The organism is Microvirga arabica (assembly GCF_016811235.1).
Lineage (GTDB): Bacteria > Pseudomonadota > Alphaproteobacteria > Rhizobiales > Beijerinckiaceae > Microvirga > Microvirga arabica.
This window is the reverse complement of record NZ_JAFBID010000042.1, coordinates 1-24822: the sequence shown is the minus strand read 5'-3', so window position 1 is coordinate 24822 and position 24822 is coordinate 1. Positions and strand designations below refer to the sequence as shown.

21 protein-coding genes are annotated in these 24822 nt (G+C 64.5%); 13 read left to right on the top strand and 8 right to left on the bottom strand.

The features are described from left to right. Positions 1–28: 28 nt before the first annotated feature. The 3 genes from prfB to JQC81_RS19295 all read right to left on the bottom strand — a co-directional run bounded on the left by prfB (position 29) and on the right by JQC81_RS19295 (position 5083). Positions 29–1157, bottom strand: a protein-coding gene (prfB, locus tag JQC81_RS19305) for a peptide chain release factor 2 (protein WP_203273408.1) whose coding sequence is annotated in 2 segments (ribosomal slippage) — positions 29–1087 and positions 1089–1157 — 1128 coding nt in all. Because the reading frame shifts where the segments join, the coding sequence is not laid out codon by codon here. A 165-nt stretch (positions 1158–1322) separates the two neighbouring features. Next, a complete protein-coding gene (locus tag JQC81_RS19300) occupies positions 1323–3770 on the bottom strand; it encodes a penicillin-binding protein 1A (protein ID WP_203273426.1) in 2448 nt (815 codons plus the stop codon). Positions 3771–3880: 110 nt separating this feature from the next. Continuing rightward, positions 3881–5083, bottom strand: coding sequence for an N-acetylmuramoyl-L-alanine amidase (locus JQC81_RS19295; protein ID WP_312887557.1), 1203 nt, complete (start codon positions 5081–5083; stop codon positions 3881–3883). Between the two features lie 649 nt (positions 5084–5732). Here JQC81_RS19295 and JQC81_RS19290 point away from each other — a divergent pair. Next, on the top strand, positions 5733–8411 hold the full coding sequence (locus JQC81_RS19290; protein WP_203273406.1) for an Rne/Rng family ribonuclease: 2679 nt from the start codon (positions 5733–5735) through the stop codon (positions 8409–8411). Between the two features lie 158 nt (positions 8412–8569). Here JQC81_RS19290 and JQC81_RS19285 read toward each other — a convergent pair whose 3' ends face one another. Beyond that, entirely contained in the window at positions 8570–9751 is a 1182-nt protein-coding gene (locus JQC81_RS19285; protein WP_203273405.1) for a pyridoxal phosphate-dependent aminotransferase, read from the bottom strand. 333 nt (positions 9752–10084) lie between these two features. On the opposite strand from JQC81_RS19285, the gene JQC81_RS19280 reads away from it, so the two are divergent. The 6 genes from JQC81_RS19280 (at position 10085) to aat (ending at position 15098) form a co-directional block, all read left to right on the top strand. Beyond that, the gene (locus tag JQC81_RS19280) at positions 10085–10864 is read left to right on the top strand and encodes a DsbA family protein (protein WP_203273404.1); all 780 of its coding nucleotides are present in this window, start codon (positions 10085–10087) and stop codon (positions 10862–10864) included. A 310-nt stretch (positions 10865–11174) separates the two neighbouring features. After that, on the top strand, positions 11175–11642 hold the full coding sequence (gene aroQ, locus JQC81_RS19275; protein ID WP_203273403.1) for a type II 3-dehydroquinate dehydratase: 468 nt from the start codon (positions 11175–11177) through the stop codon (positions 11640–11642). Positions 11643–11669: 27 nt separating this feature from the next. Further along, positions 11670–12152, top strand: coding sequence for an acetyl-CoA carboxylase biotin carboxyl carrier protein (gene accB, locus JQC81_RS19270; protein ID WP_203273402.1), 483 nt, complete (start codon positions 11670–11672; stop codon positions 12150–12152). An 8-nt stretch (positions 12153–12160) separates the two neighbouring features. Continuing rightward, positions 12161–13522 (top strand): acetyl-CoA carboxylase biotin carboxylase subunit, encoded by a 1362-nt coding sequence (accC, locus tag JQC81_RS19265; protein WP_203273401.1) that lies wholly within the window; start codon positions 12161–12163, stop codon positions 13520–13522. Between the two features lie 75 nt (positions 13523–13597). After that, complete coding sequence (locus JQC81_RS33915; protein ID WP_203273400.1) at positions 13598–14344, top strand: CatB-related O-acetyltransferase; 747 nt, start codon at positions 13598–13600, stop codon at positions 14342–14344. 79 nt (positions 14345–14423) lie between these two features. Then, complete coding sequence (gene aat, locus JQC81_RS19255; RefSeq protein ID WP_203273399.1) at positions 14424–15098, top strand: leucyl/phenylalanyl-tRNA--protein transferase; 675 nt, start codon at positions 14424–14426, stop codon at positions 15096–15098. Here the strand turns inward: aat and JQC81_RS19250 are convergent. Then, complete coding sequence (locus JQC81_RS19250; RefSeq protein WP_203273398.1) at positions 15095–15706, bottom strand: DUF2155 domain-containing protein; 612 nt, start codon at positions 15704–15706, stop codon at positions 15095–15097. The genes aat and JQC81_RS19250 overlap by 4 nt on opposite strands. A 151-nt stretch (positions 15707–15857) precedes the next feature. Further along, complete coding sequence (locus JQC81_RS19245; RefSeq protein ID WP_203273397.1) at positions 15858–16313, bottom strand: MarR family winged helix-turn-helix transcriptional regulator; 456 nt, start codon at positions 16311–16313, stop codon at positions 15858–15860. Positions 16314–16421: 108 nt separating this feature from the next. Here JQC81_RS19245 and JQC81_RS19240 point away from each other — a divergent pair, with 108 nt between their 5' ends. The 5 genes from JQC81_RS19240 (at position 16422) to JQC81_RS19220 (ending at position 19575) form a co-directional block, all read left to right on the top strand. Further along, positions 16422–16775 carry a DUF1428 domain-containing protein gene (locus tag JQC81_RS19240; RefSeq protein ID WP_203273396.1) on the top strand — a complete coding sequence of 118 codons (354 nt, stop codon included), beginning with the start codon at positions 16422–16424 and terminating at the stop codon, positions 16773–16775. Positions 16776–16783: 8 nt separating this feature from the next. After that, positions 16784–17554 carry a VOC family protein gene (locus JQC81_RS19235; protein ID WP_203273395.1) on the top strand — a complete coding sequence of 257 codons (771 nt, stop codon included), beginning with the start codon at positions 16784–16786 and terminating at the stop codon, positions 17552–17554. A 23-nt stretch (positions 17555–17577) separates the two neighbouring features. Then, positions 17578–18282 (top strand): DUF899 family protein, encoded by a 705-nt coding sequence (locus tag JQC81_RS19230; protein WP_203273394.1) that lies wholly within the window; start codon positions 17578–17580, stop codon positions 18280–18282. Positions 18283–18391: 109 nt separating this feature from the next. Continuing rightward, positions 18392–19009 (top strand): hypothetical protein, encoded by a 618-nt coding sequence (locus tag JQC81_RS19225; protein WP_203273393.1) that lies wholly within the window; start codon positions 18392–18394, stop codon positions 19007–19009. Between the two features lie 5 nt (positions 19010–19014). Then, entirely contained in the window at positions 19015–19575 is a 561-nt protein-coding gene (locus tag JQC81_RS19220) for a dienelactone hydrolase family protein (RefSeq protein ID WP_203273392.1), read from the top strand. Positions 19576–19597: 22 nt separating this feature from the next. Here the strand turns inward: JQC81_RS19220 and JQC81_RS19215 are convergent, their stop codons facing one another. Both JQC81_RS19215 and JQC81_RS19210 read right to left on the bottom strand, forming a co-directional pair. Next, the gene (locus tag JQC81_RS19215; protein WP_203273391.1) at positions 19598–19825 is read right to left on the bottom strand and encodes a hypothetical protein; all 228 of its coding nucleotides are present in this window, start codon (positions 19823–19825) and stop codon (positions 19598–19600) included. A 26-nt stretch (positions 19826–19851) separates the two neighbouring features. After that, complete coding sequence (locus JQC81_RS19210; RefSeq protein WP_203273390.1) at positions 19852–20265, bottom strand: NADH:ubiquinone oxidoreductase subunit NDUFA12; 414 nt, start codon at positions 20263–20265, stop codon at positions 19852–19854. Positions 20266–20943: 678 nt separating this feature from the next. Between JQC81_RS19210 and JQC81_RS19205 the strand changes: the two genes are divergently transcribed. Then, a complete protein-coding gene (locus JQC81_RS19205; protein ID WP_203273389.1) occupies positions 20944–24648 on the top strand; it encodes a vitamin B12-dependent ribonucleotide reductase in 3705 nt (1234 codons plus the stop codon). Positions 24649–24822 lie beyond the last annotated feature (174 nt).

The following is a 24822-nucleotide window of genomic DNA, read 5'->3' as shown; positions in this document are numbered from 1 at the left end:
CCCACTCTATCAAGTGGGCCTTCTTTTCTTAGTCGATGTCCTCGACCTCGGCGTCGCCGCCATAGACGCGCTGGGCCAGCGAGGCTTCCATAAAGGGATCAAGGTCGCCGTCGAGCACATCCTGCGGGCTCGTGGACTGGGCGCCGGTGCGCAGGTCCTTCACCATCTGGTAGGGCTGCAACACGTAGGAGCGGATCTGGTGGCCCCAGCCGATGTCGGTCTTGGCGGCCGCCTCGGCATTGGCCTTCTCCTCGCGCTTCTTCAACTCGGCCTCGTAGAGGCGCGCGCGCAGCATGTTCCAGGCCGTGGCCCGGTTCTTGTGCTGGGATCGCTCCTGCTGGCAGGCCACCACGATGCCGCTCGGAATATGCGTGATGCGCACCGCCGAGTCGGTGGTGTTCACGTGCTGGCCGCCCGCGCCCGACGAGCGGAACGTGTCGATCCGGCAGTCGGATTCCTTGATCTCGATGTTGATGCGGTCGTCCACCACCGGGTAGACCCACACCGACGCAAAGCTCGTATGCCGGCGGGCGTTGGAATCGTAGGGCGAGATGCGCACGAGACGGTGCACGCCGGACTCGGTCTTCAGCCAGCCATAGGCGTTGTGGCCCTTGATCAGGAGCGTGGCGCTCTTGATGCCGGCCTCTTCGCCGTCGGTGATTTCCAGAAGCTCGACCTTGTACTTCCGGCGCTCGGCCCAGCGGGCATACATGCGCTGGAGCATGTTGGCCCAGTCCTGGCTTTCCGTGCCGCCGGCGCCCGAGTGCACTTCCACATAGGTGTCGTTGGCATCGGCCTCGCCGGAGAGCAGGGTCTCGACTTGGCGGCGGGCGGCCTCTGCCTGCAGGCCGCGAATGGTCTCTTCGCCTTCCTTGATCGTGCTCTCGTCTTCCTCGGCCTCGCCGAGCTCGATCAGGGTGATGGCGTCCTCAAGGTCCTGCTCCATCCGCTTGATGGCGGTGATCTGGTCCTCCAGGGAGGTGCGCTCGCGCATGATCTTCTGCGCGGCGTCCGCGTCGTTCCAGAGGTCGGGACCTTCGGCCTGGGCGTTCAGTTCTGCGAGGCGTCGCTGGGCATTGTCCCAGTCAAAGATGCCTCCTCAGCAGCCCGACTGACTGCTTGGTCTCTTCTACGAGGTGTTGGATTTCGGCGCGCATCGTTCCGTTCGTTCTGTCCGTGCCTGTGATGACGGCGTCTTAGAGCATCAGGCCCCAAAGGGAAATGCACTTTGAGCCTATCGGCGCAAACCCTCCCGCCTGACTTGGCGGGAGGGCCTACGGTTGTCCTGATGTGGATGGTGTCGATATGGCGACGAGAGCCCGTCAGTACAATCCGCCGGGTCCGACACCGCCAGCCTGCCGGGGCGCTCCGGGAGGAGCTGGCGCGTATTCCGCCTGCGGGATTTCCTCAGGCTCCGGCGGGACGAATTCCGGCGGGGACTGGCCGGGCTTGAAGGCTTCCAGGATCGTGCCGCCGCCCTCGCCGCCCGCGCGGGTTCCGGTGGAAGCATTGACGCGGATGAGCTTGATGCCGGCCGGCACGCGGAACGGCGTCGCAGGCTTGTCCTTCAACGCCATCTGCATGAAGTCGCGGAAGACCGGTGCCGCATACTGGCCGGCGGTGGCCGCATTGCCCAGGGACTTCGGCTGGTCGTAGCCCAGGAACACGCCCACGGCGAGATCCGGCGAGAAGCCGACGAACCACACGTCCTTGGCGTCGTTGGTGGTGCCGGTCTTGCCCGCGAGCGGCTTGCCGACGGCCTTGACCGTCTGAGCGGTGCCGCGCTGGACCACGCCTTCCAGGATCGAGGTCATCTGGTAAGCCGTGAGCGGGTCGATCACCTGCTCTCGGTTCTCGGTGAGCTTGGGCGCAGCGCCGCCGTCCCACTTCTCAGCATTGCAGTTCGCGCATTTGCGGTCGTCGTGACGGTAGATCGTGCGGCCGTTGCGGTCCTGGATCTGGTCGATCAGGGTCGGCTTGATGCGGCGGCCGCCATTGGCGAACATCGAGTAGGCTGCCGTCATGCGCATGACCGTGGTCTCGCCGGCACCCAGCGACATGGAGAGCAGCGGCAGCATGTCGTCATAGACGCCGAAACGCCGGGAATATTCCGCGATCACCGGCATGCCGACCTCGTTGGAGAGGCGCACCGTCATCAGGTTCTTGGAATGCTCGATGCCATAGCGCAGGGTGCGCAGGCCGCCCGCCTTGCCGTCGTAGTTCTTCGGCGCCCAGGCCTCCTGGCCCGGCCCCATGTCGAGCACGAACGGCGCGTCCATGATCTGGGATGAGGGCGTATAGCCGTTGTCGAGCGCCGTCGCGTAGACGAGCGGCTTGAACGACGAGCCCGGCTGACGCATGGCCTGGATGGCCCGGTTGAACTCGCTCTGGTCGTAGGAGAAGCCGCCCACCATGGCGTGGACGCGGCCCGTATTCGGATCCATGGCCACGATGGCGCCGGAGATCTCGGGAATCTGGCGCAGGCGGAACTGTCCCTCCTTGTCGGCCAACGGCTCCACATAGACCACGTCGCCCACGGAAACGGCACGCTCGACGGGTCGGCGCGTCCATCTCACACCGTCGGCACCGACAGTGCCGGTTTCGCGCTCCTTCACCACCTGGCCGGAGGCCTCCCGCCTGGGCTGCAAGCCGACCTTGGCCTGTCCGCGCGCAACCTCCAGCACGACAGCGAGGCGCCAAGGCTGGACGTCGCCGAGGATCGGCACCTCGGACAGGGCCAGGCCCCATTCGCGGCCCGCCAGATCGATCTTCTGCTGAGCGCCGCGCCAGCCGCGCGCCTCGTCGAAGCGCACGAGGCCGTCGACGAGCGACTTGCGGGCCATGGCCTGCATCTTGGGATCGAGGGTCGAGCGGATCAGCAGGCCGCCTTCATAGAGGGTTTCCTCACCGTAGCGCTCGGCGATGTCGCGGCGCACGCCCTCGGCGAAATAGCCGGACGCAATGCTGTTCGGGGACACGTTGCGAGGCTTGACGTTGAGCGGCTCCTTCTGGGCGGCCTCCGCCGCCTCCTTGGAGATATAGCCGTTGACGGCCATACGCTCGATCACCCAGTTCCGGCGCTCGACGGCGGCCTTGCGCTGGCGGAACGGGTGGTAGTTGTTCGGCCCCTTCGGCAGGGCCGCGATATAGGCGGCTTCGGCGATGGTCAGCTCGTGGATCGACTTGCCGAAATAATCGAGGGCCGCGGCCGCGATGCCGTGCAGGTTGCGCCCCGGGGTCAGGGTCCCGAGGAAGATCTCGTTGAGGTAAAGCTCGAGGATCTTGTCCTTCGAGAAGGTCGATTCCATGCGCAGCGCGATCAGCGCCTCGCGGATCTTGCGCTCATAGCTCTTCTCGTTGCCGACCAGGAAGTTCTTGGCAACCTGCTGGGTGATCGTGGAGGCGCCCTGCTCCCGCGCCCCGCCCGAGCGCAGGTTGACCACGACAGCGCGGATAAGGCCCTCAGGGTCGATGCCCGGGTGCTTGTAGAAATTCTTGTCCTCGGCCGACAGGAAGGCTCCGATCACAAGCTTGGGCACGGAATCGATCGGCACGTAGAGCCGGCGCTCGCGGGCGTATTCGGCAATGAGGCTGCCGTCCGACGCGTGGATGCGGGTCATCACCGGCGGTTCGTAATCGGCCAGCTGGGCGTGCTCCGGCAGGTCCTTCGAATAGAACCAGAAGCCGTATGCGAGCCCGACAGCGCCGATCAGGAAGAAGATCGCTCCAACGCTGAAGAGAAAGCCGAAGAATCGTAGGACGAAGCGCATCCGAAGGTGTTCCATGACGGCGCCTTCAGGCGCCCGTTTATGTAGATCTTGAAAAGCGGACCCTCGTTATCCGATGAATCGCGCCCCCGCTACGGGTATCCACACCTACTCTATGGTAAAACTGCGGCAGCGCCCCTCCGGGCGAGCCGGGTCGCGAAAAAGCGGTCCACGGCATTCGACATGGCCGAGACCATCTTGGCCCGCCATTCCTCCGACATCAACAAATCTAAGTCTTTTTGGCTGGACAGATAGCCAAGTTCGACAAGAACGGACGGCACATCGTGCGCCCGCAGCACCTGGAAGCGGGCCTGCCGGTGGGGGTTCTTGTTGAGGCGGGCCACAGAATCGAACTCGCCCACGAGGCGGGTGGCGAAGCCGTGGGAGAAGCCGCGGGTCTCCCGAAGGGTGAGGTCCATCAGGATGTCGGACACATCGTCCGGCATCTCGCCCGATTCGACACCGGCCACCGCATCGGCCTTGTTTTCGCGGTCCGCCAGCCGGGCGGAATCGGCGTCGGACGCGCGCTCGGACCCGGTATAGACCGTCAGTCCGCGCACATCCTGCCCGCCAGAGATCGAGTCGGCATGGATCGAGATGAAGAGGTCGGCCTGGGCCGCGCGGGCGGCACGTACCCGGTCGCCCAGGGAGACGAACACGTCCTGGTCGCGGGTCATGAGCACCTTGTAGCGCCCGCCGTCCTCAAGCTTCTTCTTCAGCCTCTGGGCGAAGGAGAGCACCAGATCCTTCTCGGCCACGTTTCCGGAACCGGCCGCCGCACCCGGATCGATGCCGCCATGCCCGGGATCGATCATGATCACCGGACGGGCATCCTTGGCAGCCTGTACGACAGGCGCGGGGCCTTCCTTCGCTGGAGCGGCGCTTCCCGATGCGGCCTTGCGGAACTCCTCCCGATCGGCGCGGGAGAGTTCGATGGTCAGGATCGTGGCGGCGCCTGTCGCGTCCGGTGTGGTCGTCAGGCCGGAGACGATTGCCGGCTGCGCGAGCTCCATCACCACGCGGGAGCGGCCCGGCGCGAAAAGACCGTAACGGTAGGAGGCAATGAGCCCTTCCTTGCTGCGCCCGGCTTCGGCCGGCAGATGGAAGGCAACTTCCGGCAGGTCGATAATCAGCCTGTCCGGGCGCTCCATAAGGGAGACCTGCGCCGTGACGGGCTTCGAAAGGGTGACCTTGAACCGGGTCTTCGCCCCGTCCTGCTCAACGGCCGCGGCCGCGGCGATGATCGGGGTCGCGGGCTTAGCACTAGCTCCCAGTGCCCAGGCACGCCCCGTCCCGGCGGCGAGGATGATCGCCACGAGACACGCGCCAATAAGGCGTATGAAGGGGAAAAGAGGCATCGCTGATCGCTATGTTTCGAGCGTCCTTTCCTATACTCATAGTGGGCGTTTGGTTAACGGAACCTCACGCTCATCGGCCGTTTACTGAGACTCTGTTGCATTCATGGCACAGTGAGACAGCATCTTGCCAAATGCCCCATTCGATCTGTAATGATCTTGATCCCGTCCGGCATGGCCGAATCTGACGGCGGCTCCAGGGGAGACGGTTGTGTTGACCGATCCTTCAGGGACCGCCTCACCCTCGACAGGCTACGGACAGGATCACAGGGCGACGCCTGTCGCCACTCGCCGATGGCCGGTTCACCCGGCCCATCGATATCTACGAAAGGGCCGTCTCGAATGGTTGCAAACACGAAGTCAGCTATGACCTTCGTTTCTGCATCGTTCGAATCGCGCGTATCCCTTCGCGCACGCCCCAGCACCACCCTTTCCGGCCCAGTGCCGGCCCAATTCAACCCAGAATGCGCCCCCTCGCGGCGCAGGATGGCGATCGACAGCACTCCGAACGCAATTTCAGCCCGTCGCCTTCGCTTGCGGCGTGCCTTACCGCCCACAATGCGGCCCCTGCCTCAGGTCCTGCCCTCGATCGCCATGTCGAGAGTTCAACATGGCAAACAAGATGCTCATCGATGCCTCCCACCCGGAAGAAACCCGGGTCGTGGTGGTACGCGGTCAGAAGGTCGAAGAATTCGACTTCGAATCCGCTAACCGGAAGCAGCTGCGCGGGAATATCTATCTCGCCAAGGTCACCCGGGTCGAGCCGTCTCTCCAGGCGGCCTTTGTGGAATACGGCGGAAACCGCCACGGGTTCCTGGCTTTCAGCGAAATCCACCCCGATTACTACCAGATCCCGGTCGCCGACCGGCAAGCCCTGCTCGAAGCTGAAGCCGAGGCTCAGCGCGAGGAGGAGCACGAGGAGGAGCGCCGCAGCAGTCGTGGCGGCCGTCGTCGCCGTTCCTCGCCGCGGCGAGCCCAGAACGACGAGACCGTCGTCTCGACCGAAGCCGAGGCCGGCGCCGAGGAAGGCGTAGAGGCTGCTTCTCAGGGCGCTGAACCCAACGGCGAGGCAGCTCCTTCGGAGACCTCGGAAGCTGCGGCTCCGGCCGAGATCGAGGGTGCCACGCCCACCGAGGGCGCCAATGAAGAGGCTCTCGAAGCCGTCGAGGGATCAGCCCATATCGAGGCTCCGCAAGGTGACGAAACCACGGAAGAGGCCAAGTCGCCTTCGACGGACGACGACGCGGAATCCGACGACGAGGATGAATCCGACGAAGACGAGGACGACGTCGAGGAGCACGAGATCGTCGAGCAGCTCGGCGGCGACGACGCCATCGAGGATCTGCCCCAGCGCCGGCGCACGCCCCGCAAGCAGTACAAGATCCAGGAAGTCATCAAGCGCCGCCAGATCCTGCTGGTCCAGGTCGTCAAGGAAGAGCGCGGCAACAAGGGGGCGGCGCTCACCACCTACCTGTCGCTTGCCGGCCGCTATTCGGTGCTCATGCCCAACACGGGCCGGGGCGGTGGCATCTCGCGCAAGATCACCAACGCAGCCGACCGCAAGCGCCTGAAGGAAATCGCCCAGGAGCTGGAGGTGCCCGAGGGAATGGGCATCATCCTGCGCACGGCCGGCGCCTCGCGCACCAAGCCCGAGATCAAGCGCGACTACGAATACCTCATGCGCCTGTGGGAGAGCGTGCGCGAGCTGACCCTCAAGTCTGCCGCCCCTGCCCTCGTGTACGAGGAAGGCTCGCTGATCAAGCGCGCCATCCGCGACCTCTACAACAAGGACATCGACGACGTGATGGTCGCCGGTGAGGACGGCTATCGCGAGGCCAAGGACTTCATGCGGATGCTCATGCCGAGCCATTCGAAGCTGGTCCAGCCCTACCGCGATCCGCAGCCTCTCTTCGCCAAGTTCGGAGTCGAGGCCCAGCTCGATGCCATGTTCTCGAACGTGGTGACGCTGAAATCCGGCGGCTATCTCGTCATCAACCCGACGGAGGCACTCGTCTCCATCGACGTGAACTCGGGACGGTCCACCCGCGAGCACAACATCGAGGACACTGCGCTCCGCACGAACCTCGAAGCCTCCGAGGAGATCGCCCGCCAGCTGCGCCTGCGCGATCTTGCCGGCCTCATCGTCATCGACTTCATCGACATGGAGGAGAAGCGGAACAACCGCGCCGTCGAGAAGAAGCTGAACGAGTGCCTGAAGAACGACCGCGCCCGCATCCAGGTGGGCCGCATCTCGCCCTTCGGCCTGCTCGAGATGTCGCGCCAGCGCATCCGCACAGGCGTGCTCGAATCCTCCTCGATCCCCTGCCCGCACTGCGCCGGCACCGGCTTCGTGCGCTCGACGCCGTCCGTGGCCCTGCAGGTGCTGCGCTCGATCGAGGAAACCCTCATCAAGAATTCGGGCTACAACCTCGTGGTCCGCACCAGGATGGAAGCAGCCTTCTACATCCTGAACCAGAAGCGCATTCACCTGCGCGAGCTGGAGAGCCGCTTCGGCGTCGCGATCTCCATCGTGGCCGACGACACCCTGCAGGGCCACACCACCTACGCCATCGACCGCGGCGACCCTGCTCTCAAGCTGGAGCACAAGTCGGCCGCGACCGGCATCCAGATCGACGCCATCGTGCCCATGGACGAGCCTGAGGAGGATGAGGTCGAGACGGAAGAGGCCGCCGCCGAGGACACCGAGGCAGCCAGCGAGGAGCGCGGCGAGCCGGGCGAAAGCGAAGGTGATCGTCGCCGTCGCCGTCGCCGTCGTCGCCGTCGGGGCCGTGACCGCGAGGCTTCTGCCGGAACGGATCAGGGTGACGAGAGCGCCGAGGGCGACGAATCCGAAGGCGAGTCCGGTGAGGACGAGGCAGAAGTCCAGACATCCGAGGCGGCATCGGCGGAGGCTGGCGAATCCGAGGATGATCGCGGGGGACGCCGCCGCCGTCGCGGTCGCCGCGGGGGTCGTGGACGCGGCCGTGACGAGGCTGGCGAGTCCGCCCAGGAGGAAGGCTTCGTCGCCCCCGATCAGGCGGAAGCCGCACCGGTCTCCGACGCGTCTTCTCCCGCAGACTCGCAGCCCGTGGCCGAGATGCCTAAGCCTGCTGCCCAGGAAGAGCGCATCGTGGCTCCGCAACAGCCCGTGGCCGAGGAGCCTGCCGCTCCCGCAGCGGTCATCCCGGAGCCCGAGCCGGTCGCCGTCGTGCTGACCCCGCCCGACCCGGAGCGCCCCAAGCGCGCCGGCTGGTGGTCCAAGGCCAAGTCGGTCCTGAGCGGATCTTAAGGTTCAAAAAGAAATGCCCGGCTCGAAGCCGGGCATTTTTCGTTGAGGCTGTGCCTCCCACGTCATGGTCGGGCTTGTCCCGGCCATCCACGTCTTTGCCGCCTTAAAACGTGGATGCCCGCAACAAGTGCGGGCATGACGGCAAAGGGTCTGCGTCCTTACGTTAGCCACCCCTTCAGCCGCGCAACCGTCTCGCGGCAATCGTTCTCGGAGCCGGCGAAGGACAGGCGCAGGTAGTGCGAGCCCTCCAGCGGATCGAAGTCGAGACCAGGCGTTGCGGCGACGCCCGCCTCCTCCAGCATGCGCTTCGAGAAACCGATGGAGTCGTTCGTGAAGCGGGCGATGTCGGCATAGATGTAGAAGGCGCCGTCCACCGGGTGCATCTCGGTGATGCCGATCTTGGGCAGTTCCTCCAGCAGATAGGCGCGGTTGCGGGCGTAAGCGGCCTTGACGGCCTCGAGTTCCTCCATCGCATCGAAGGCGGCGAGCGCCGCCACCTGCGACAGGTAGGGCGGCGAGATGTAGAGGTTCTGGGCCAGGCGCTCGATGGGGCGCACGAGTCGCTCCGGCACCACGATCCACCCGATGCGCCAGCCGGTCATGCAGTAATATTTAGAGAACGAGTTGATCACGACTGCATCGTCGTCGGAGGCAAGCGCGGTCGAGGCCGGTTCGCCATAGGTGAGGCCGTGGTAGATCTCGTCGGACACGAACCACAGCCCCAGGCGGCGGCATATCTCGCCCAGGTCGGCGAGCGCCTTGCGGCCAATCATGGTGCCGGATGGGTTGGCCGGGCTCATAGCCAGGATGCCGTGCAGGGGCTTCTCCGCGTGAGCCTTCGCGACGGACTCGGCGGTCATGATCCAGCCGTCCGCCTTGGTGAGCGGGATCGTCACCGGCTCGATGCCGAGCGCCTCCAGGATGTTGCGATAGGCCGGATAGCCCGGCGCCGTGATCGCCACCCGCTGGCCCGGATCGAAAAGGCTCAAGAAAGCCAGCACGAACCCGGCCGAGGAGCCGGTGGTCACCACCACCCGCTCCGGTGCGATGCTCACCCCATAAGTGCCCTTATAATGCCGGGCGATCCGCTCGCGCAGGGCGGACATGCCAAGCGCCTCCGTATAGCCGACACGGCCAAGGTCGAGGGCCGCCTTTGCGGCCTCCCGCGCGGCTCGCGGCGCAGGCGCCGAGGGCTGACCCACCTCCATGTGGATCACGCTGTCTCCCCGCCGCTCCTTGGCGGCGGCCGCGCTCAGCACGTCCATGGCCAGGAACGAGGCGACGCGGTCCATGCGGCGCGCAATGAGGGGCTGGTGCAGATCGGCGGATGATTTGGTCATGGAGAGGGTCGTAGCCCGATGCGGAGATGGCCTCAAGATCGTTCACAAGTATGCACTGTCATTCCGGGGCCGCGCAGCGGAGCCCGGAATCCATAAACACGACGTCTCCATGGAGGTAGGCAGAGTCCCGCATCATTCTGAATCGTTAGCGGTTATGGATTCCGGGCTCGCTTTCGGCGCCCCGGAATGACAGTGAGGTCTGCGATACAAACCCGTGATTTGACGCCGCACGCCTTAAGCCGCTAACTCGCGATAGAATAGACGAGTCTCAAGTCCGCCTTGAACCATCCTTAAAGGACAGACTTGTCTCACGAACTCCACAAAGGACCCGAAATGCGCTCTTCGCTTCTCAGAATCGGTCAGGCCATCGCCCTTGTCGGCACCTTGGGCCTTGCCCAAGCCGCCATGGCGCAGAGCCCGGTTTTCACCGACCAGCAGAAGCAGGCCATCGGCGAGATCGTGAAGGACTACCTCATCAAGAACCCCGAGGTTCTGACCGAGGTGATCGCCGAGCTGGAGAAGCGGCAGGCGGAAGCGCAGCAGGTGGCCCAGGCCGGCGCCGTGAAGGAAACCCGGCAGTCGCTTTTGAACGCCTCGCATTCCTACGTGGTTGGCAACCCGTCGGGAGACGTCACCCTGGTCGAGTTCTTCGACTACAATTGCGGCTACTGCAAGAAGGCCCTGGCGGACGTCCAGGCCCTGATGAAGAGCGATCCCAAGCTCCGCGTCGTCCTGAAGGATTTCCCCGTCCTCGGCCCAGATTCCGTCGAGGCTAGCCGGGTGGCGCTCGCGGTCAAGAACCAGCTCCAGGGCCAGAAGCTCCTGGACTACCACGTGAAGGTCATGGACACCCGCGGTCGGGTGAACGGCGAGCGCGCCATGACGGTCGCCAAGGAGATGGGCATCGACATGGCCCGCCTGCAGAAGGACGTGGAGAGCGCCGAGATCCGCAACGCCCTCCAGGAGAACATGGCGCTCGGCGACAAGCTGAACCTCTCCGGGACCCCCGCCTTCATTGTCGGCGAGACGGTGATCCCCGGCGCAGTCGGCTTGGAGCCCCTGAAGCAGCTCGTGGACAATGTCCGCCAGTGCGGCAAGGCGAATTGCGGGTAGTCCAACTCGCTCTGGCATTCCGGGGCCGCGCAGCGGAGCCCGGATTCCATAAACACGACACCTCAAGAACGGGCTAGCAGCGTTACGCTTCTTTCTGTGTGGTTAGCGGTTATGGATTCCGGGCTCGCCTGCGGCGCCCCGGAATGACAGTGGGATCCGCAATAAAGGCTCGAAACGCCACTCTGCCCTATCGGATCCCCCCGCCAAGCTTGGGAAAGCCCCGGTTTTCCCCTTCCCCCCTGCCCGCCTTTTGGCTAAGAGGGCGTTTCGGCTCCGCCTGGCGGGGCTTCAAGGAACGCTCCTTAACCCCATGACCACCGTCTTCGTCCTCAATGGACCCAACCTCAACCTGCTCGGCCGCAGGGAGCCTCAGATCTATGGCAGCACCACGCTGGCCGACGTCGAGAAGCTCGTGCGCGAGAAGGCCGAGGCCCTTGGGGCGGCAGTCACCTTCCGCCAGTCGAACCATGAGGGACATCTGGTCGACTGGATCCACGAGGCGGGAGCTCAGGGAGCCGGCATCGTCATCAATGCCGGTGCCTACACCCACACCTCGATCGCGCTCCGCGATGCCATCTCCGGCAGCGGCGCTCCGACGGTCGAGATCCATCTTTCGAATGTTCATGCTCGCGAGGGCTTTCGCCATCGCTCGCTCATAGCGCCCGTCTCCGTCGGCGTGATCTGTGGTTTCGGGCCCATGAGCTACCTGCTCGGCCTGGAAGCGGTTCACCGGGTGATGGCCGAGCGGGTCCGCCAGGCGAAACCCTCCCAGCACTAATTCCTCAAAAAAGCAGAGGTAAGCCCCATGGCCAAGGAAAACCCTTTCGATCCTGATCTCGTCCGCGAGCTGGCGAATCTGATCGCCGACACGGATCTCAGCGAGATCGAAGTGGAGAAGGGCGACCTTCGCATCCGCGTGGCGCGCATGGTCACGGCCGCCGTGACCGTTCCGGTGGCGGCTCCCGCAGCTCAACATGCTCCTGCTCCGGTCGTGGCACCGCCGCCATCCGTGGCCGCTGCGGCCGAGGCTGCCACGAAGGCGGGCGCACCCAACCCGGGCGCCGTGCTCTCGCCGATGGTCGGCACTGCCTACCGCAAGCCGTCGCCGGATGCGAAGAACTTCGTCGAGATCGGCTCCAAGGTGCAGGCCGGCGACAAGGTGCTGCTCGTCGAGGCCATGAAGACCTTCAACGAGATCGTGGCGCCCCGCGCCGGCACCGTGACGGCCATCTTTGTCGAAGACGGAACCCCTGTTGAATACGGCGAACCCCTCCTCGTCATCGAGTAAGGCGCGATATGTTCGATAAGATCCTGATTGCCAATCGAGGCGAGATCGCCCTGCGCATCCTGCGCGCCGCGAAGGAGCTCGGCATTGCCACCGTGGCGGTGCATTCCACCGCCGACGCGGATGCCATGCATGTGCGCCTTGCCGACGAGAGCGTGTGCATCGGCCCGCCGGCCGCCCGCGACAGCTATCTCAACATCCCGGCCCTGATCGCCGCCTGCGAGATCACCGGCGCCGATGCGATCCATCCCGGCTACGGCTTCCTGTCCGAGAACGCGCGCTTCGCGGAGGTGCTGGAGCATCACCGCATCGCCTTCATCGGCCCGAAGGCGGAACACATCCGCATCATGGGCGACAAGATCGAGGCCAAGCGCACGGCCAAGCGCCTGGGCATCCCTTGCGTGCCCGGCTCGGAAGGCGGCATCACCGACGACGACGAGGCCAAGCGCGTCGCCAAGGAGATCGGCTATCCGGTGATCATCAAGGCGGCGGCCGGCGGCGGCGGGCGCGGCATGAAGGTGGCGCGGACGGAAGAGGACCTCGTCCACGCGCTTCAGACCGCGAAGACGGAGGCCAAGGCCGCCTTCGGCGATGATGCGGTCTACATCGAGAAATATCTCGAGAAGCCGCGCCACATCGAGATCCAGATTCTCGGCGACGGCAAGGGCGGCGCCATTCATCTGGGCGAGCGCGACTGCTCGCTCCAGCGCCGTCACCAGAAGGTCTGGGAGGAAGGCCCCTCGCCGGCCCTCAACGTCGAGATGCGTGAGCGCATCGGCGGCGTCGTGGCCAAGGCCATGCAGGAGCTCCAATATGCAGGCGCAGGCACCATCGAGTTCCTCTACGAGGACGGCGAGTTCTACTTCATCGAGATGAACACCCGCATCCAGGTGGAGCACCCCGTCACAGAGATGATCACCGGCATCGACCTGGTGAACGAGCAGATCCGCGTGGCGGCAGGCCATCCGCTCTCGGTGAGGCAGGAAGACATCAGGATCGAGGGCCATGCCATCGAGTGCCGCGTGAATGCCGAGCATCCATCGACCTTCCGCCCCTCGCCCGGCACGATCAGCTACTTCCATCCGCCCGGCGGCCTCGGCGTGCGCGTCGATTCGGCGGCTTATCAGGGCTACCGCATCCCGCCGCACTACGACTCCCTTGTGGGCAAGCTCATCGTCCATGGCCGCACCCGCAACGAGTGCCTCATGCGCCTGCGCCGGGCTCTCGACGAGTTTGTGGTCGACGGCATCGACACCACGCTCCCGCTCTTCCGCACCCTGGTGCGCAATCCGGAGATCCAGAACGGCCAGTACGACATCCACTGGCTGGAGAATTTCCTGAAGACGGGCGGGCTCGGCGACGAGCAGCCGTGAGGCGCTGAAAAAATTAGGCTTGCTCCGGAAAGTTATGTAACATCATACGAACTTACCCGAGCAAGCCGACCGACCATGACCACCGCCCAGCCAGCTTCCTCTAAGGAAGGCGTGAAAGCCTTCCTTCTCAAGCATGGTCTCGATCTCGGTGGAACGATTGGTGACGGCCTGATCTGGGAAGCTCCTGTGAAGATCTTCCACTCAGCCCATGTGGCGGGAGCAGAGATCGGGGCTTACTCCTACATTTCTCCCCGAACCGAGATTCAGCACGCCATCATCGGGCGGTACTGCTCTATCGGCGACAACGTGAACATGCGCGGGAGCGCCCATCCCAAGGAATGGCTTTCATCCCACCCCTTCCCGTATACGAATCTCTATTCTCATAGCCGCAAATACCGGCCGCCCTTCACCTTCGAGGGCTACGGCAAGAGAACGCAGATCGGGCACGATGTCTGGATCGGCTCCCGCGCCATCATTCTTCCTGGCGTGACGATTGGAGCCGGGGCGATCATCGGAACCGGCGCCGTGGTGGCGAAGGACGTGCCTCCCTATGCGGTCGCTGTTGGGAATCCCGTGCAGGTGGTGAAATACCTGTTCGAGCCTTCGCTTGTCAAACGACTTCAGCAGAGCGAGTGGTGGACCTACGATCTGCCCAAGTACCTCGAGCAGCGGCCAGACGTTCCGCTCGATGATCCGGAGCAAATGCTCGACTTCCTGGCTCGGCACGGCGCCGACATTCCCCGCATCGAGACGACCCGCAAGAGCTATTCACGGCAGAGCAACAAAATCGTTGTTCGAAGCCTCCAGGCGGCTGGGACCTGAACCCAGTCACGGGCGTTGTCGGATCAGGAGCGGTGACACAAGTTGGACGGAGTCATCATTCCTTGGTACAAAATCAAGCATGAGCCATGCGTCTGATCACGCACCCGAGATTACCGCCGATATCCTGCTGAAAGCCTACGCAGCCGGGATCTTTCCCATGGCGGAGGATGCGGATGATCCGTCCTTGTTCTGGGTTGAGCCGCGCGAGCGGGGAATCATTCCCCTCAATGATTTCCACATCTCTAAGCGCCTCGCCCGCACCGTTCGTTCCGATGTCTTCCAGGTTCGGGTCGACCAGGATTTCGATGCGGTGATCGCCGGTTGCGCCGCGCCCGCGGCCGACCGGGAGAAGACCTGGATCAGCCGGCGGATCCGGGAGCTCTACGGCGAGCTCTTCGATGCCGGCTACTGCCACACCGTAGAGGTCTATCAGGAGGGCCGTCTGGTCGGCGGGCTTTACGGGGTCAGGCTGAACGGCGCCTTCTTCGGCGAGAGCATGTTCCATACGGAGCGCGATGCCTCGAAGGTGGCCCTCGTGCATCTCGTGGCGCGCCTGCGCCGGGGCGGGTTCTCTCTGCTGGACACGCAGTTCGTGACCTCGCACCTGGCGCAGTTCGGCGCCACCGAGGTTCCGCGGCGGACCTATAAGCAGATGCTGCGAAATGCCATGGAGCATGGGGCCGACTGGAGCGTCTGGCCGCGAGACAGGATTGTGAGCGGGGAGGAAGCGCTCGCCGCCATCAGCTCCCCTTAATTCGGGCGATCCGAGTTGATGATCGGCGCGGCCGGGCGCCGGGCAGGCTGCTGGCGCTGAGGCGCCGGCTGGCGTAGGGGTGCAGTCTCGACGGCAGGCGGACGCGGGGCGGTGCCTCCGGCCGGGGTCATGATGTCGCCGGGCCGCGCCGGATCGTTCGGGCCGCGGGCTGCGTCCTGGATCGGCGGCAGTTCCTCGGGGGTTTCCTTTGGCTCCGCGATCACCTCGGTGCCGCCTTTGCAGTCCACGAGCCAGATGTCGTAGACCGGGTGCTCAAGGCCGTGCAGGCCGGGGCTCGCGGCAAAGAGCCAGCCGGAGAAGACCCGCTTGCCCTTTCCTTCAGATCCGGGCTCGTCCACCTCGATGAACGACGTGGTGTTCGGCGTTTCCGTGGGCGGCTTGGTGAAGCAGACCCGCGGCGTCACCTGGAGCGCGCCGAACTGAACCGTCTCATCGACCGCCACCTCGAACGACACGATTCGCCCGGTGATCTTGTCGAGGCCCGAGAACACGGCCGTGGGATTCTTGATCCTGTCCGCCTGTGCTGCGCCGAGGCCGCCGAGTAGCGATGCGAACACCAGGGCCGCCCGCGTCCATCCGAGTTTCATCATGCTGTCCAAGCCAAGTTCGATCTGGCGTTTCCCGTGCGGCCAAGCCTGGCCGCGCCCGCTGTCACTTCGGCAACGCGATAGCACGTGAACCATGATGGAAAAAGGGCAAGCCGGGAAGATAAGGCCCACGGTCGCCCTGCCCTGAAGCTCAGCCCGCCTGCGAGAGCGCCCGGAGCCCGCCGCGAAGAGCTTCAGGCTGCACCTCCGGCAAGCCTGCCTCGATGGCGGCGTGAAGGTCGCGCCAGATCGGAACGGCTGCGGCCAGCACCTCCCGCCCCCGGTCCGTGAGGCCGAGAAGGCGGTTGCGGCGGTCCTCCGGATCGCGGGCGATAGTCACGAGCCCATCCCGCTCGAGCGGCTTCAGGGCGGCAGTCAGCGTGGTCCGGTCCATGGCCAGCAGCTGCGCGACGGGGCCGATCGGCGGAGGCTTGGGCCGGTTGAGGGCATTGAGCAGGGAGAATTGGCCCGAGGTGATCCCAGTCGGCCGCAGCGCCTCGTCGAAGCGCCGCGACAGGGCGCGGGCTGCCCGCTGCGCATGCAGGCACAGGCAGGTGTCACGGACTAGGTGGGTTGTCTCGTAGGAAATCGCTTGCTCGTTTGACATGCTCTATTTAGGTTGATGTCAACGTAAATGTCAAGAGAAACATGCAACGAAGTGTCACGATGGGATGCTTCGCTGACCTACAGTTCAGAGAAACGAGGGAGAGACGCCATGGCCTATGTAGACGGGTTTGTGTTGGCCGTTCCGGCTGACAAGAAGGAAATTTACCGGAAGCATGCGGCCGAGGCGGCGCCCCTGTTCAAGGAGTTCGGCGCCACCCGCATGGTCGAATGCTGGGGCGATGATGTGCCCGACGGCAAGCTTACCGATTTCCGCCGCTCCGTGCAGGCGAAGGACGATGAGGTCGTAGTCTTCAGCTGGATTGAATACCCATCCAAGGAAGTTCGCGACGCTGCCCAAGAGAAGATCATGACCGACCCGCGGATGGAGGCCATGGGCCAGCAGATGCCCTTCGACGGCAAGCGCATGATCTTCGGCGGCTTCATGCCGATCCTCGACGTCTGAGGTGCACCATGACCAACAAGCATGGCGACTTCATCTGGTACGAACTCCTGACGACCGACGTCGACGCTGCCGCCCGATTCTACGGCACGGTGATCGGCTGGCAGAGCCGGGCGATGGAAGAAGCCGATAACGGCTACAGGCTCTTCGCGATGGGCAGCACCGACATTGCCGGCTTCATGCCAGTTCCGGCAAAGGCCGAAGGCATGCGCCCGGGATGGCTCGGCTATGTCGGCGTCGACAACGTCGATGAAGCGGCTGCCGACATCGTTCAAGCGGGTGGCGCGCAGCACATGCCGCCGACCGACATTCCGGGCGTCGGCCGCTTCGCCCTGCTGGCGGATCCGCAAGGCGTCCCGTTCTACGTAATGCGCGGCGCGTCGGAGGAAACGAGCACATCCTTCTCGCCGAACGGCATTGGGCATTGCCAGTGGAACGAACTCTCCACCAGCGATCCGGCAGCGGCGCTCGCCTTCTACAAGGCCCGTTTCGGCTGGGAGAAGGGCGACGCCATGCCCATGGGCGAGATGGGCGACTATCAGTTCATCAACCAGGGCGACCAGACGATCGGCGCCGTGATGCGGCACATGCCTGGAGGACCGCCCCCCATGTGGAACTTCTACTTCGGCATCGCCGACATCGATGCCGCTGCGCAGGCGGTGTCCGGCAATGGCGGCAGCATTCATTACGGACCCGCCGAAGTTCCTGGCAACATCTACATCATCGTCGCCAGCGATCCGCAGGGAGCCCTGTTCGGCCTCGTCGGCCCGCGCAAATCGTAAACTCGACCATCGAGGAGCATCCCATGCACGACACGCTCGTTCCCGCCGAAGAACTCGCGCGCCGCTCCCCGGTGCGCTTTCCGAACGAGAGCGCCGAGTACCGCGCGGCCCGCACCGCCCTGCTGGCAGAGGAGATCGAGCTGCGGCGACACCTAGAGCGCGTCGCGGCCCAGCGCCGGGCCCTGCCGCCCGGCGGCGAGGTGACAGGTGACTACCGCTTCGAGGGCGAGAACGGCCCGGTGAGCTTCGCCGACCTCTTCGGCGACAAGCAGTCGCTTGCCATCTACAGCTACATGTTTGGCCCGCAGCGCGAGCGCCCCTGCCCCATGTGCACCAACCTGCTCGGTGCGTTCGAAGGTAACGGCGCCGACATTCAGCAGCGCATGGCGCTTGCCGTCGTGGCGCGCTCCCCGATCGAGCGGCTGATTGCATGGAAAAAGGAACGTGGCTGGGCGAACCTGCGGCTCTACACCGATCTCACCGGCAACTATTCCCGCGATTACCACGGGGTGCTTGAGGACGGCTCGGAGATCCCGAGCTTCAACGTCTTCACCCGCCGCGACGGCACCATCCGGCATTTCTGGAGCGGAGAGATGACCGGCGATTCCGCCGATCCAGGCCAGGACCCGCGCGGCGCCCCTGATCTCGCCCCCCTGTGGAACGTGCTCGACATGACACCCGAGGGCCGCGGCACGGATTGGTATCCAAAGCTGAATTACGGAACGTAGTCTCGTACGGAAACACGAACGCCCTTCTGTTTCGTTGGGCTGTTCATGATCGGGACTGGTCGACTAAGCTCTCACGCCTGCGAGCGACCTTGGGAGCGAACATACCTGCATGAGCCAAGCCCAATTTCCAGGTGACGATGCCCGACGACAACTCGGCTTCCTGTCGCTGGCTGAAACCGCTGCCCTCGCCCATCGCGGCGTTCTGATCCCGGATCCCAGATCAGCTCTGGTATCTGCCGATGTGCAGCTGGAGGACGGCATCGTTCTTTGGCCAAACGTCGTTCTTCAGGCTTTGGATCTTGGACGGATCGTGATCGGACGAGGGACGTATCTCCTCCCTGGAACGCGCATCGTCGCCACCGGCGGAACGATCACTATCGGCGCGGGCGTCGAGATCGGCGAGGAAGGCGGCTTCACGATCAAGGCCGGCTCAAGCGAGGTCATCGAGATCGGCGACGGTGCCCGCCTCCTCGGCGGCGGGTCGCTGAGCCATTCGTGCCGCATCGGCCGCGGTGCTCAGATCCTGGGGCCGATCCGATGTCAGAACTGCACCCTGGGCGATGGCGGCACCTACCGCGATCCGGAGCCTGACGAGCGCGGCGGAGTTCTGAAGGGCTCGGGCGTCGCACGCAATGTGGAGGTGCCGCGAGGCCATGTCATTCAAGCCTTCGGCCTCTTTTCCGAGGCACCTGTGAGGCGCCAATCTTACTTCCATCCGAAGGGTTGAAGCTGATGACCCATATCGTTCTCTTCCATTCTGTCCTTGGCCTGAGGCCAGCCGAGCGGGAGATTGCCGCAGCCTTCGAGGCGGATGGCCATACGGTCATTCTGCCCGACCTCTACGGCGGTCGGCCAGTCGATTCTTATGACGAAGGCTTTCGTTTGAAAGAGGAAATCGGCCAAGAGGCGATCGAGGTGCGAGCCCGCGCGGCGCTGGCAGAGGCGCCCGAGGATGCGGTCCTTGCCGGCATTTCCGTCGGGGCGTTCCTGATTGGACGGTTCTGGGGCGGGCGGCCCCGCATGCCGGGCGCCCTGCTTCTGGCCGGACCAGCTCCTTGGATGCAGCCCCGGCGCGCCGGCTTGCCGGTCTCAGCGCACATTGCCCGTCCCGACCCCTTCGACGAGGAGCAGGTCTTCACCGATTGGGCCGGCGAAGCGGGAGATATCGCCCTGGACCTGCATCGCTATGACGGCGTGGGACATTATTTTCTCGACCGCAGCCTGCCCGATTACGATGCTGCGGCCGCCGCCCGATGCCTGGAGCGATGCCGCGCATTTCTGCGCCGGTTCTGAGGGCGCAGGCTTACACCTCAGCTCAGGGCCAATCCTGCTCGATTGGATTCGGCGCCGGCTCGGTCATCGGGTCGCCCGCCTCCACGCGCTTTTCGAAATGCGCCGTCGAGCAGGCATGAGAACACAGAAGCCCTCGCTCCGACCAATAGGCCGGACCGCTCTCAACCCGCCCGGCATGATAGGTGAAGTCGGCATGGCCATAGGGCAGCCCGCACTCGATGCAGGTGCGGGCTTGGGCTTTCTTCAGCATGAGGAGTCAGGAGGAGGCCTGGAGCCTCACTCCCCCGGGGTCCACGGCACGTAATCGCCCGTGGCGGCGGGGCGCTGGCCGGACCCGAGCTGGGACCCTTGCGGCCGGTAGGCCTGGGTCGTGCCCGTCATGTTCGGCACGTAGGGCTTTTCCCACGGGCGCGGCTGGTAGGCCTCCTCGCTCGGAGGCACGTCGCCGTTATGGCACAGCCAGGCGCGCCAGCCGGGCGGCACCTTCGAGGCATCGGCCTCGCCGTTATAGACGACCCAGCGGCGCTCGGCGCCCACATTCGAGTCGATCGCCTGCGCCTGCGTGTAGCGGTAGTACGTGTTGCCGAACTCGTCCGTGCCCACGAACACGCCCTTGCGCCAGGTGAAGAATCGCGTGCCGAGGGTCTGTCCGTTCCACCAGGTGAAGAACTGGGTGAAAAACTCTTTCATGCTGCTGCCGCCGGAGGGGTTCGTGAAGTTGCGCGGAATATGGCCGCAAGGGTCGGTGAAGTCCAGCCTTCTGAGTCGCGAAAACCCGGCTGATTCTCGGATCCACCCCTTCCCCAGGGGTGGGAGCGGAATTTCGCGCAATCAGGCCATTTCGGGTCCGGAACGGGCGCCTGACACCCGGACCACGAATTGATGCGCCGGCACAACATATACCCGCCGTTAAGCATGACTCCACGTGGGCCCCTGAGCCGGCGAAGCTTGGCCATTGCAAAAATCGGGAACGGATTCTCAGAGGAGTCTGAGAGGCTTAGCCGGAAGGGGAATTGTTATCCACAATTCTCACAGCTACACACAACATATAGTTCGGAACTGTGAGCCGCGACACAAGTTCTTGACGTGAGGCTCGCAACACGACTAGCTTGCCGGGGTACCGACCAGAGACCGGCGGCCGACCTGAAGAGGCCGGTTGAACACTCCCCAGAGCAGGCGTCAGAGCCCGTGGCAACACCGTTGCCGCGCCACCTGTGACGCCCGAACGGGGCCGTAACTCAGGCGTGTTGCGTGGGCGATCCGACAAAGAACGGATCGTTGGGGCGTCGAATAATTATTTGGGCTGATGAGCTGCGGGGCAAATCGCGGCCATGGGGACGTTTGTCCTCAATACTTAGGATGTGACCTATGCGGATCGAGCGGCGTTATACGAAGTCTGGCCAATCGCCTTATTCCTCCCTCGCCTTCCGGCTCGCCACGAGCGAGATCCGCAATCCGGACGGCTCGGTGGTCTTCAAGCTTGAGAACATCGAGGTTCCCGAGACCTGGAGCCAGGTGGCCTCGGACGTGCTGGCCCAGAAGTATTTCCGCAAGGCCGGCGTCCCGGCCCGCCTGAAGAAGGTGGAAGAGAACGACGTTCCGTCCTGGCTGTGGCGCTCCGTGCCGGATGAAGCCGCCCTCTCCTCTCTGCCTGAGGATCAGCGCCTCGGCTCCGAGATCTCCTCCAAGCAGGTCTTCGACCGTCTTGCCGGCTGCTGGACCTATTGGGGCTGGAAAGGCGGCTATTTCTCGTCCGAGGAAGACGCCCAGGCCTTCTATGACGAGCTGCGCTTCATGCTCGCCAACCAGATGGTGGCGCCGAACTCCCCGCAATGGTTCAACACCGGCCTGCACTGGGCCTACGGCATCGACGGTCCTGGCCAGGGCCACTATTACGTGGACTACAAGACCGGCAAGCTCACCAAGTCCAAGTCGTCCTACGAGCACCCGCAGCCGCATGCCTGCTTCATCCAGGGCGTCGAGGACGACCTGGTGAACGAGGGCGGCATCATGGACCTGTGGGTCCGTGAGGCACGCCTGTTCAAGTACGGCTCCGGCACCGGCTCCAACTTCTCGAAGCTGCGCGGCGAGGGCGAGAAGCTCTCCGGCGGCGGCCGCTCGTCCGGCCTCATGAGCTTCCTCAAGATCGGCGACCGGGCCGCCGGCGCGATCAAGTCGGGCGGCACCACGCGGCGCGCCGCCAAGATGGTGGTGGTCGACGTCGATCACCCGGATATCGAGAGCTACATCGACTGGAAGGTGAAGGAGGAGCAGAAGGTTGCGGCCCTCGTGACCGGCTCCAAGCTCGCCGCCAAGCACCTCAAGGCCATCATGAAGGCCTGCATTAACTGCGAGGCCGAGGGCGATGCCTGCTTCGATCCGGAGAAGAACCCGGCTCTGAAGAAGGAAATCAAGCTGGCCCGCCGCGTCCAGATTCCGGACAACTACATCAAGCGCGTCATCCAGTTCGCCAAGCAGGGCTACACGGACATCGACTTCCCCGTGTACGATACCGATTGGGACTCGGAGGCCTATCTCACGGTTTCGGGCCAGAACTCCAACAACTCCGTCTCCCTCACCGACGACTTTTTGCGCGCGGTCGAGAACGATGCCGACTGGCACCTCACCGCCCGCAAGGACGGCAAGGTGGTGAAGACCCTGAAGGCCCGCGACCTGTGGGAGCAGATCGGCCACGCCGCCTGGGCGTCCGCCGATCCCGGCCTGCACTTCAACACCACCATGAACGACTGGCACACCAGCCCTGCCGGTGGCCGCATCCGGGCGTCGAACCCGTGCTCGGAATACATGTTCCTGGATGACACGGCGTGCAATCTCGCCTCCGCCAACCTGCTGCAGTTCTTCGACCGCCAGAACCACAAGTTCGACGCGGAATCCTTCGAGCATGCCTGCCGCCTCTGGACGGTGGTGCTCGAAATCTCGGTCATGATGGCGCAGTTCCCCTCGAAGGAGATCGCGCAGCTGTCTTACGAGTACCGCACGCTGGGCCTCGGCTTCGCGAATATTGGCGGCCTGCTTATGACCATGGGCCTGCCCTATGACAGCGATGCCGGCCGTGCCCTCGGCGGCGCGATCACGGCGATCATGACCGGCGTGTCCTATGCCACCTCGGCCGAGATGGCCGGTGAGCTCGGGCCGTTCCCGAACTACAAGGCCAACGCGAAGCACATGCTGCGCGTGATCCGCAACCATCGCCGCGCAGCCCATGGCGAGGCGCAAGGGTACGAGGGCCTGGCCGTCAACCCGGTCCCGCTCGATCACGCCTCCTGCCCCGACCAGGACCTCGTCGCCCATGCCAAGTCCGCCTGGGACAAGGCCCTGGAGCTCGGCGAGAAGAACGGCTACCGCAACGCGCAATCCACCGTGATCGCCCCCACGGGCACGATCGGCCTCGTGATGGATTGCGACACCACCGGCATCGAGCCCGACTTCGCGCTCGTGAAGTTCAAGAAGCTCGCCGGCGGCGGCTACTTCAAGATCATCAACCGGGCCGTGCCCGACGCGCTCCGTGCGCTGGGCTACCGCGAGCATGAGATCGCCGAGATCGAGGCCTATGCGGTCGGCCACGGCTCCATGAAGCAGGCCCCGGCCATCAACCCCGGCTCGCTTCGCACCAAGGGCTTCACGGACGACAAGATCGACGCGGTGGAGAAGGGCCTGAAATCGGCCTTCGACATCAAGTTCGTGTTCAACCGCTGGACGCTCGGCGAGGACTTCCTCACCGGCACGCTGAAAGTACCTGCCGAGAAGCTCAACGATCCGTCCTTCGACCTGCTCTCTTTCCTGGGCTTCTCGAAGGCCGACATCGAGGCCGCGAACATCCACATCTGCGGAGCGATGACCCTGGAAGGCGCGCCGTTCCTCAAGGTGGAGCACTACCCGGTCTTCGACTGCGCCAATCCGTGCGGCAAGATCGGCAAGCGCTATCTCTCGGTGGAAAGCCACATCCGCATGATGGCGGCGTCGCAGCCCTTCATCTCGGGGGCGATCTCCAAGACCATCAACATGCCCAACGACGCCACCGTCGAGGATTGCAAGAACGCCTACATGCTCTCCTGGAAGCTGGCGCTGAAGGCCAACGCCCTCTACCGCGACGGCTCCAAGCTCTCGCAGCCGCTGAACGCCGCCCTCATTGCCGATGAGGACGAGGATGCGGACGACGCGGTGGAAGCGCTGGTCGCCATGCCGGCCGCGGCAAAAGCCGCCCACGTGTCGGAGAAGATCGTCGAGAAGGTGATCGAGCGCGTGGAGCGGGTCCGCGAGCGCGAGAAGATGCCGGACCGCCGCAAGAGCTACATCCAGAAGGCCGTGGTCGGCGGCCACAAGGTGTATCTCCACACCGGCGAATACGACGACGGACGCCTTGGCGAGATCTTCATCGACATGCACAAGGAAGGCGCCGCCTTCCGGGCCATGATGAACAACTTCGCCATCGCGATCTCCCTCGGCCTGCAATACGGCGTGCCGCTGGAGGAATACGTGGAGGCCTTCACCTTCACGCGCTTCGAGCCCGCCGGCTTCGTCCAAGGCAACGAGCGCATCAAGTCCGCCACCTCGATCCTCGACTACGTGTTCCGCGAGCTCGCCGTGTCCTATCTCGGCCGCAACGACCTCGCCCACGTGGATCCGTCGGAAGTGGGCCCCACCACCATCGGAAAGGGCGAGGACCAGTCGAAGGCGCCTGAGCCCGCCCCCGCCACGGCCATCGTGTCCCGCGGCTTCGTGCGCGGTAATTCCGACCGCCTCATGCTCATCCCCGGCGGCGGTGGCAGCGCCACGGGCGTGACTCAGCGAACGACTGGCATGACCGTCGGCGCGACTGCGTTGAAGGGTGAACTCGCTCAGCCTGCCGTGCAGGTGGAGGAGAAGCCGGTCGGCGAAGCCGAAATGTCCAAGCTCGCCTTCACGGCCCCGTCCGTCGCCGACCGGCGCGCCGAGGCCAAGATGAAGGGCTATGTCGGCGAAGCCTGCCCCGAATGCGCCAACTTCACGCTAGTGCGGAACGGGACGTGTCTCAAGTGCGATACCTGCGGTGGGACTACCGGGTGCTCTTAGTTATTCCGCGTTGGGACGTCTGAGGCTGACTTCACAATCGTGTAGCTGAGAAGAACCACCCCAGCCTTATTCACAGTTGATGAGGCTGGGGTAGTTGTAGTGCTTCTGTAATGGGCCGTTGGGTGTCAATCCCCTGAGTGACTGTCCTGTCGCCGAAGTCTTGCTTCTGTTCGG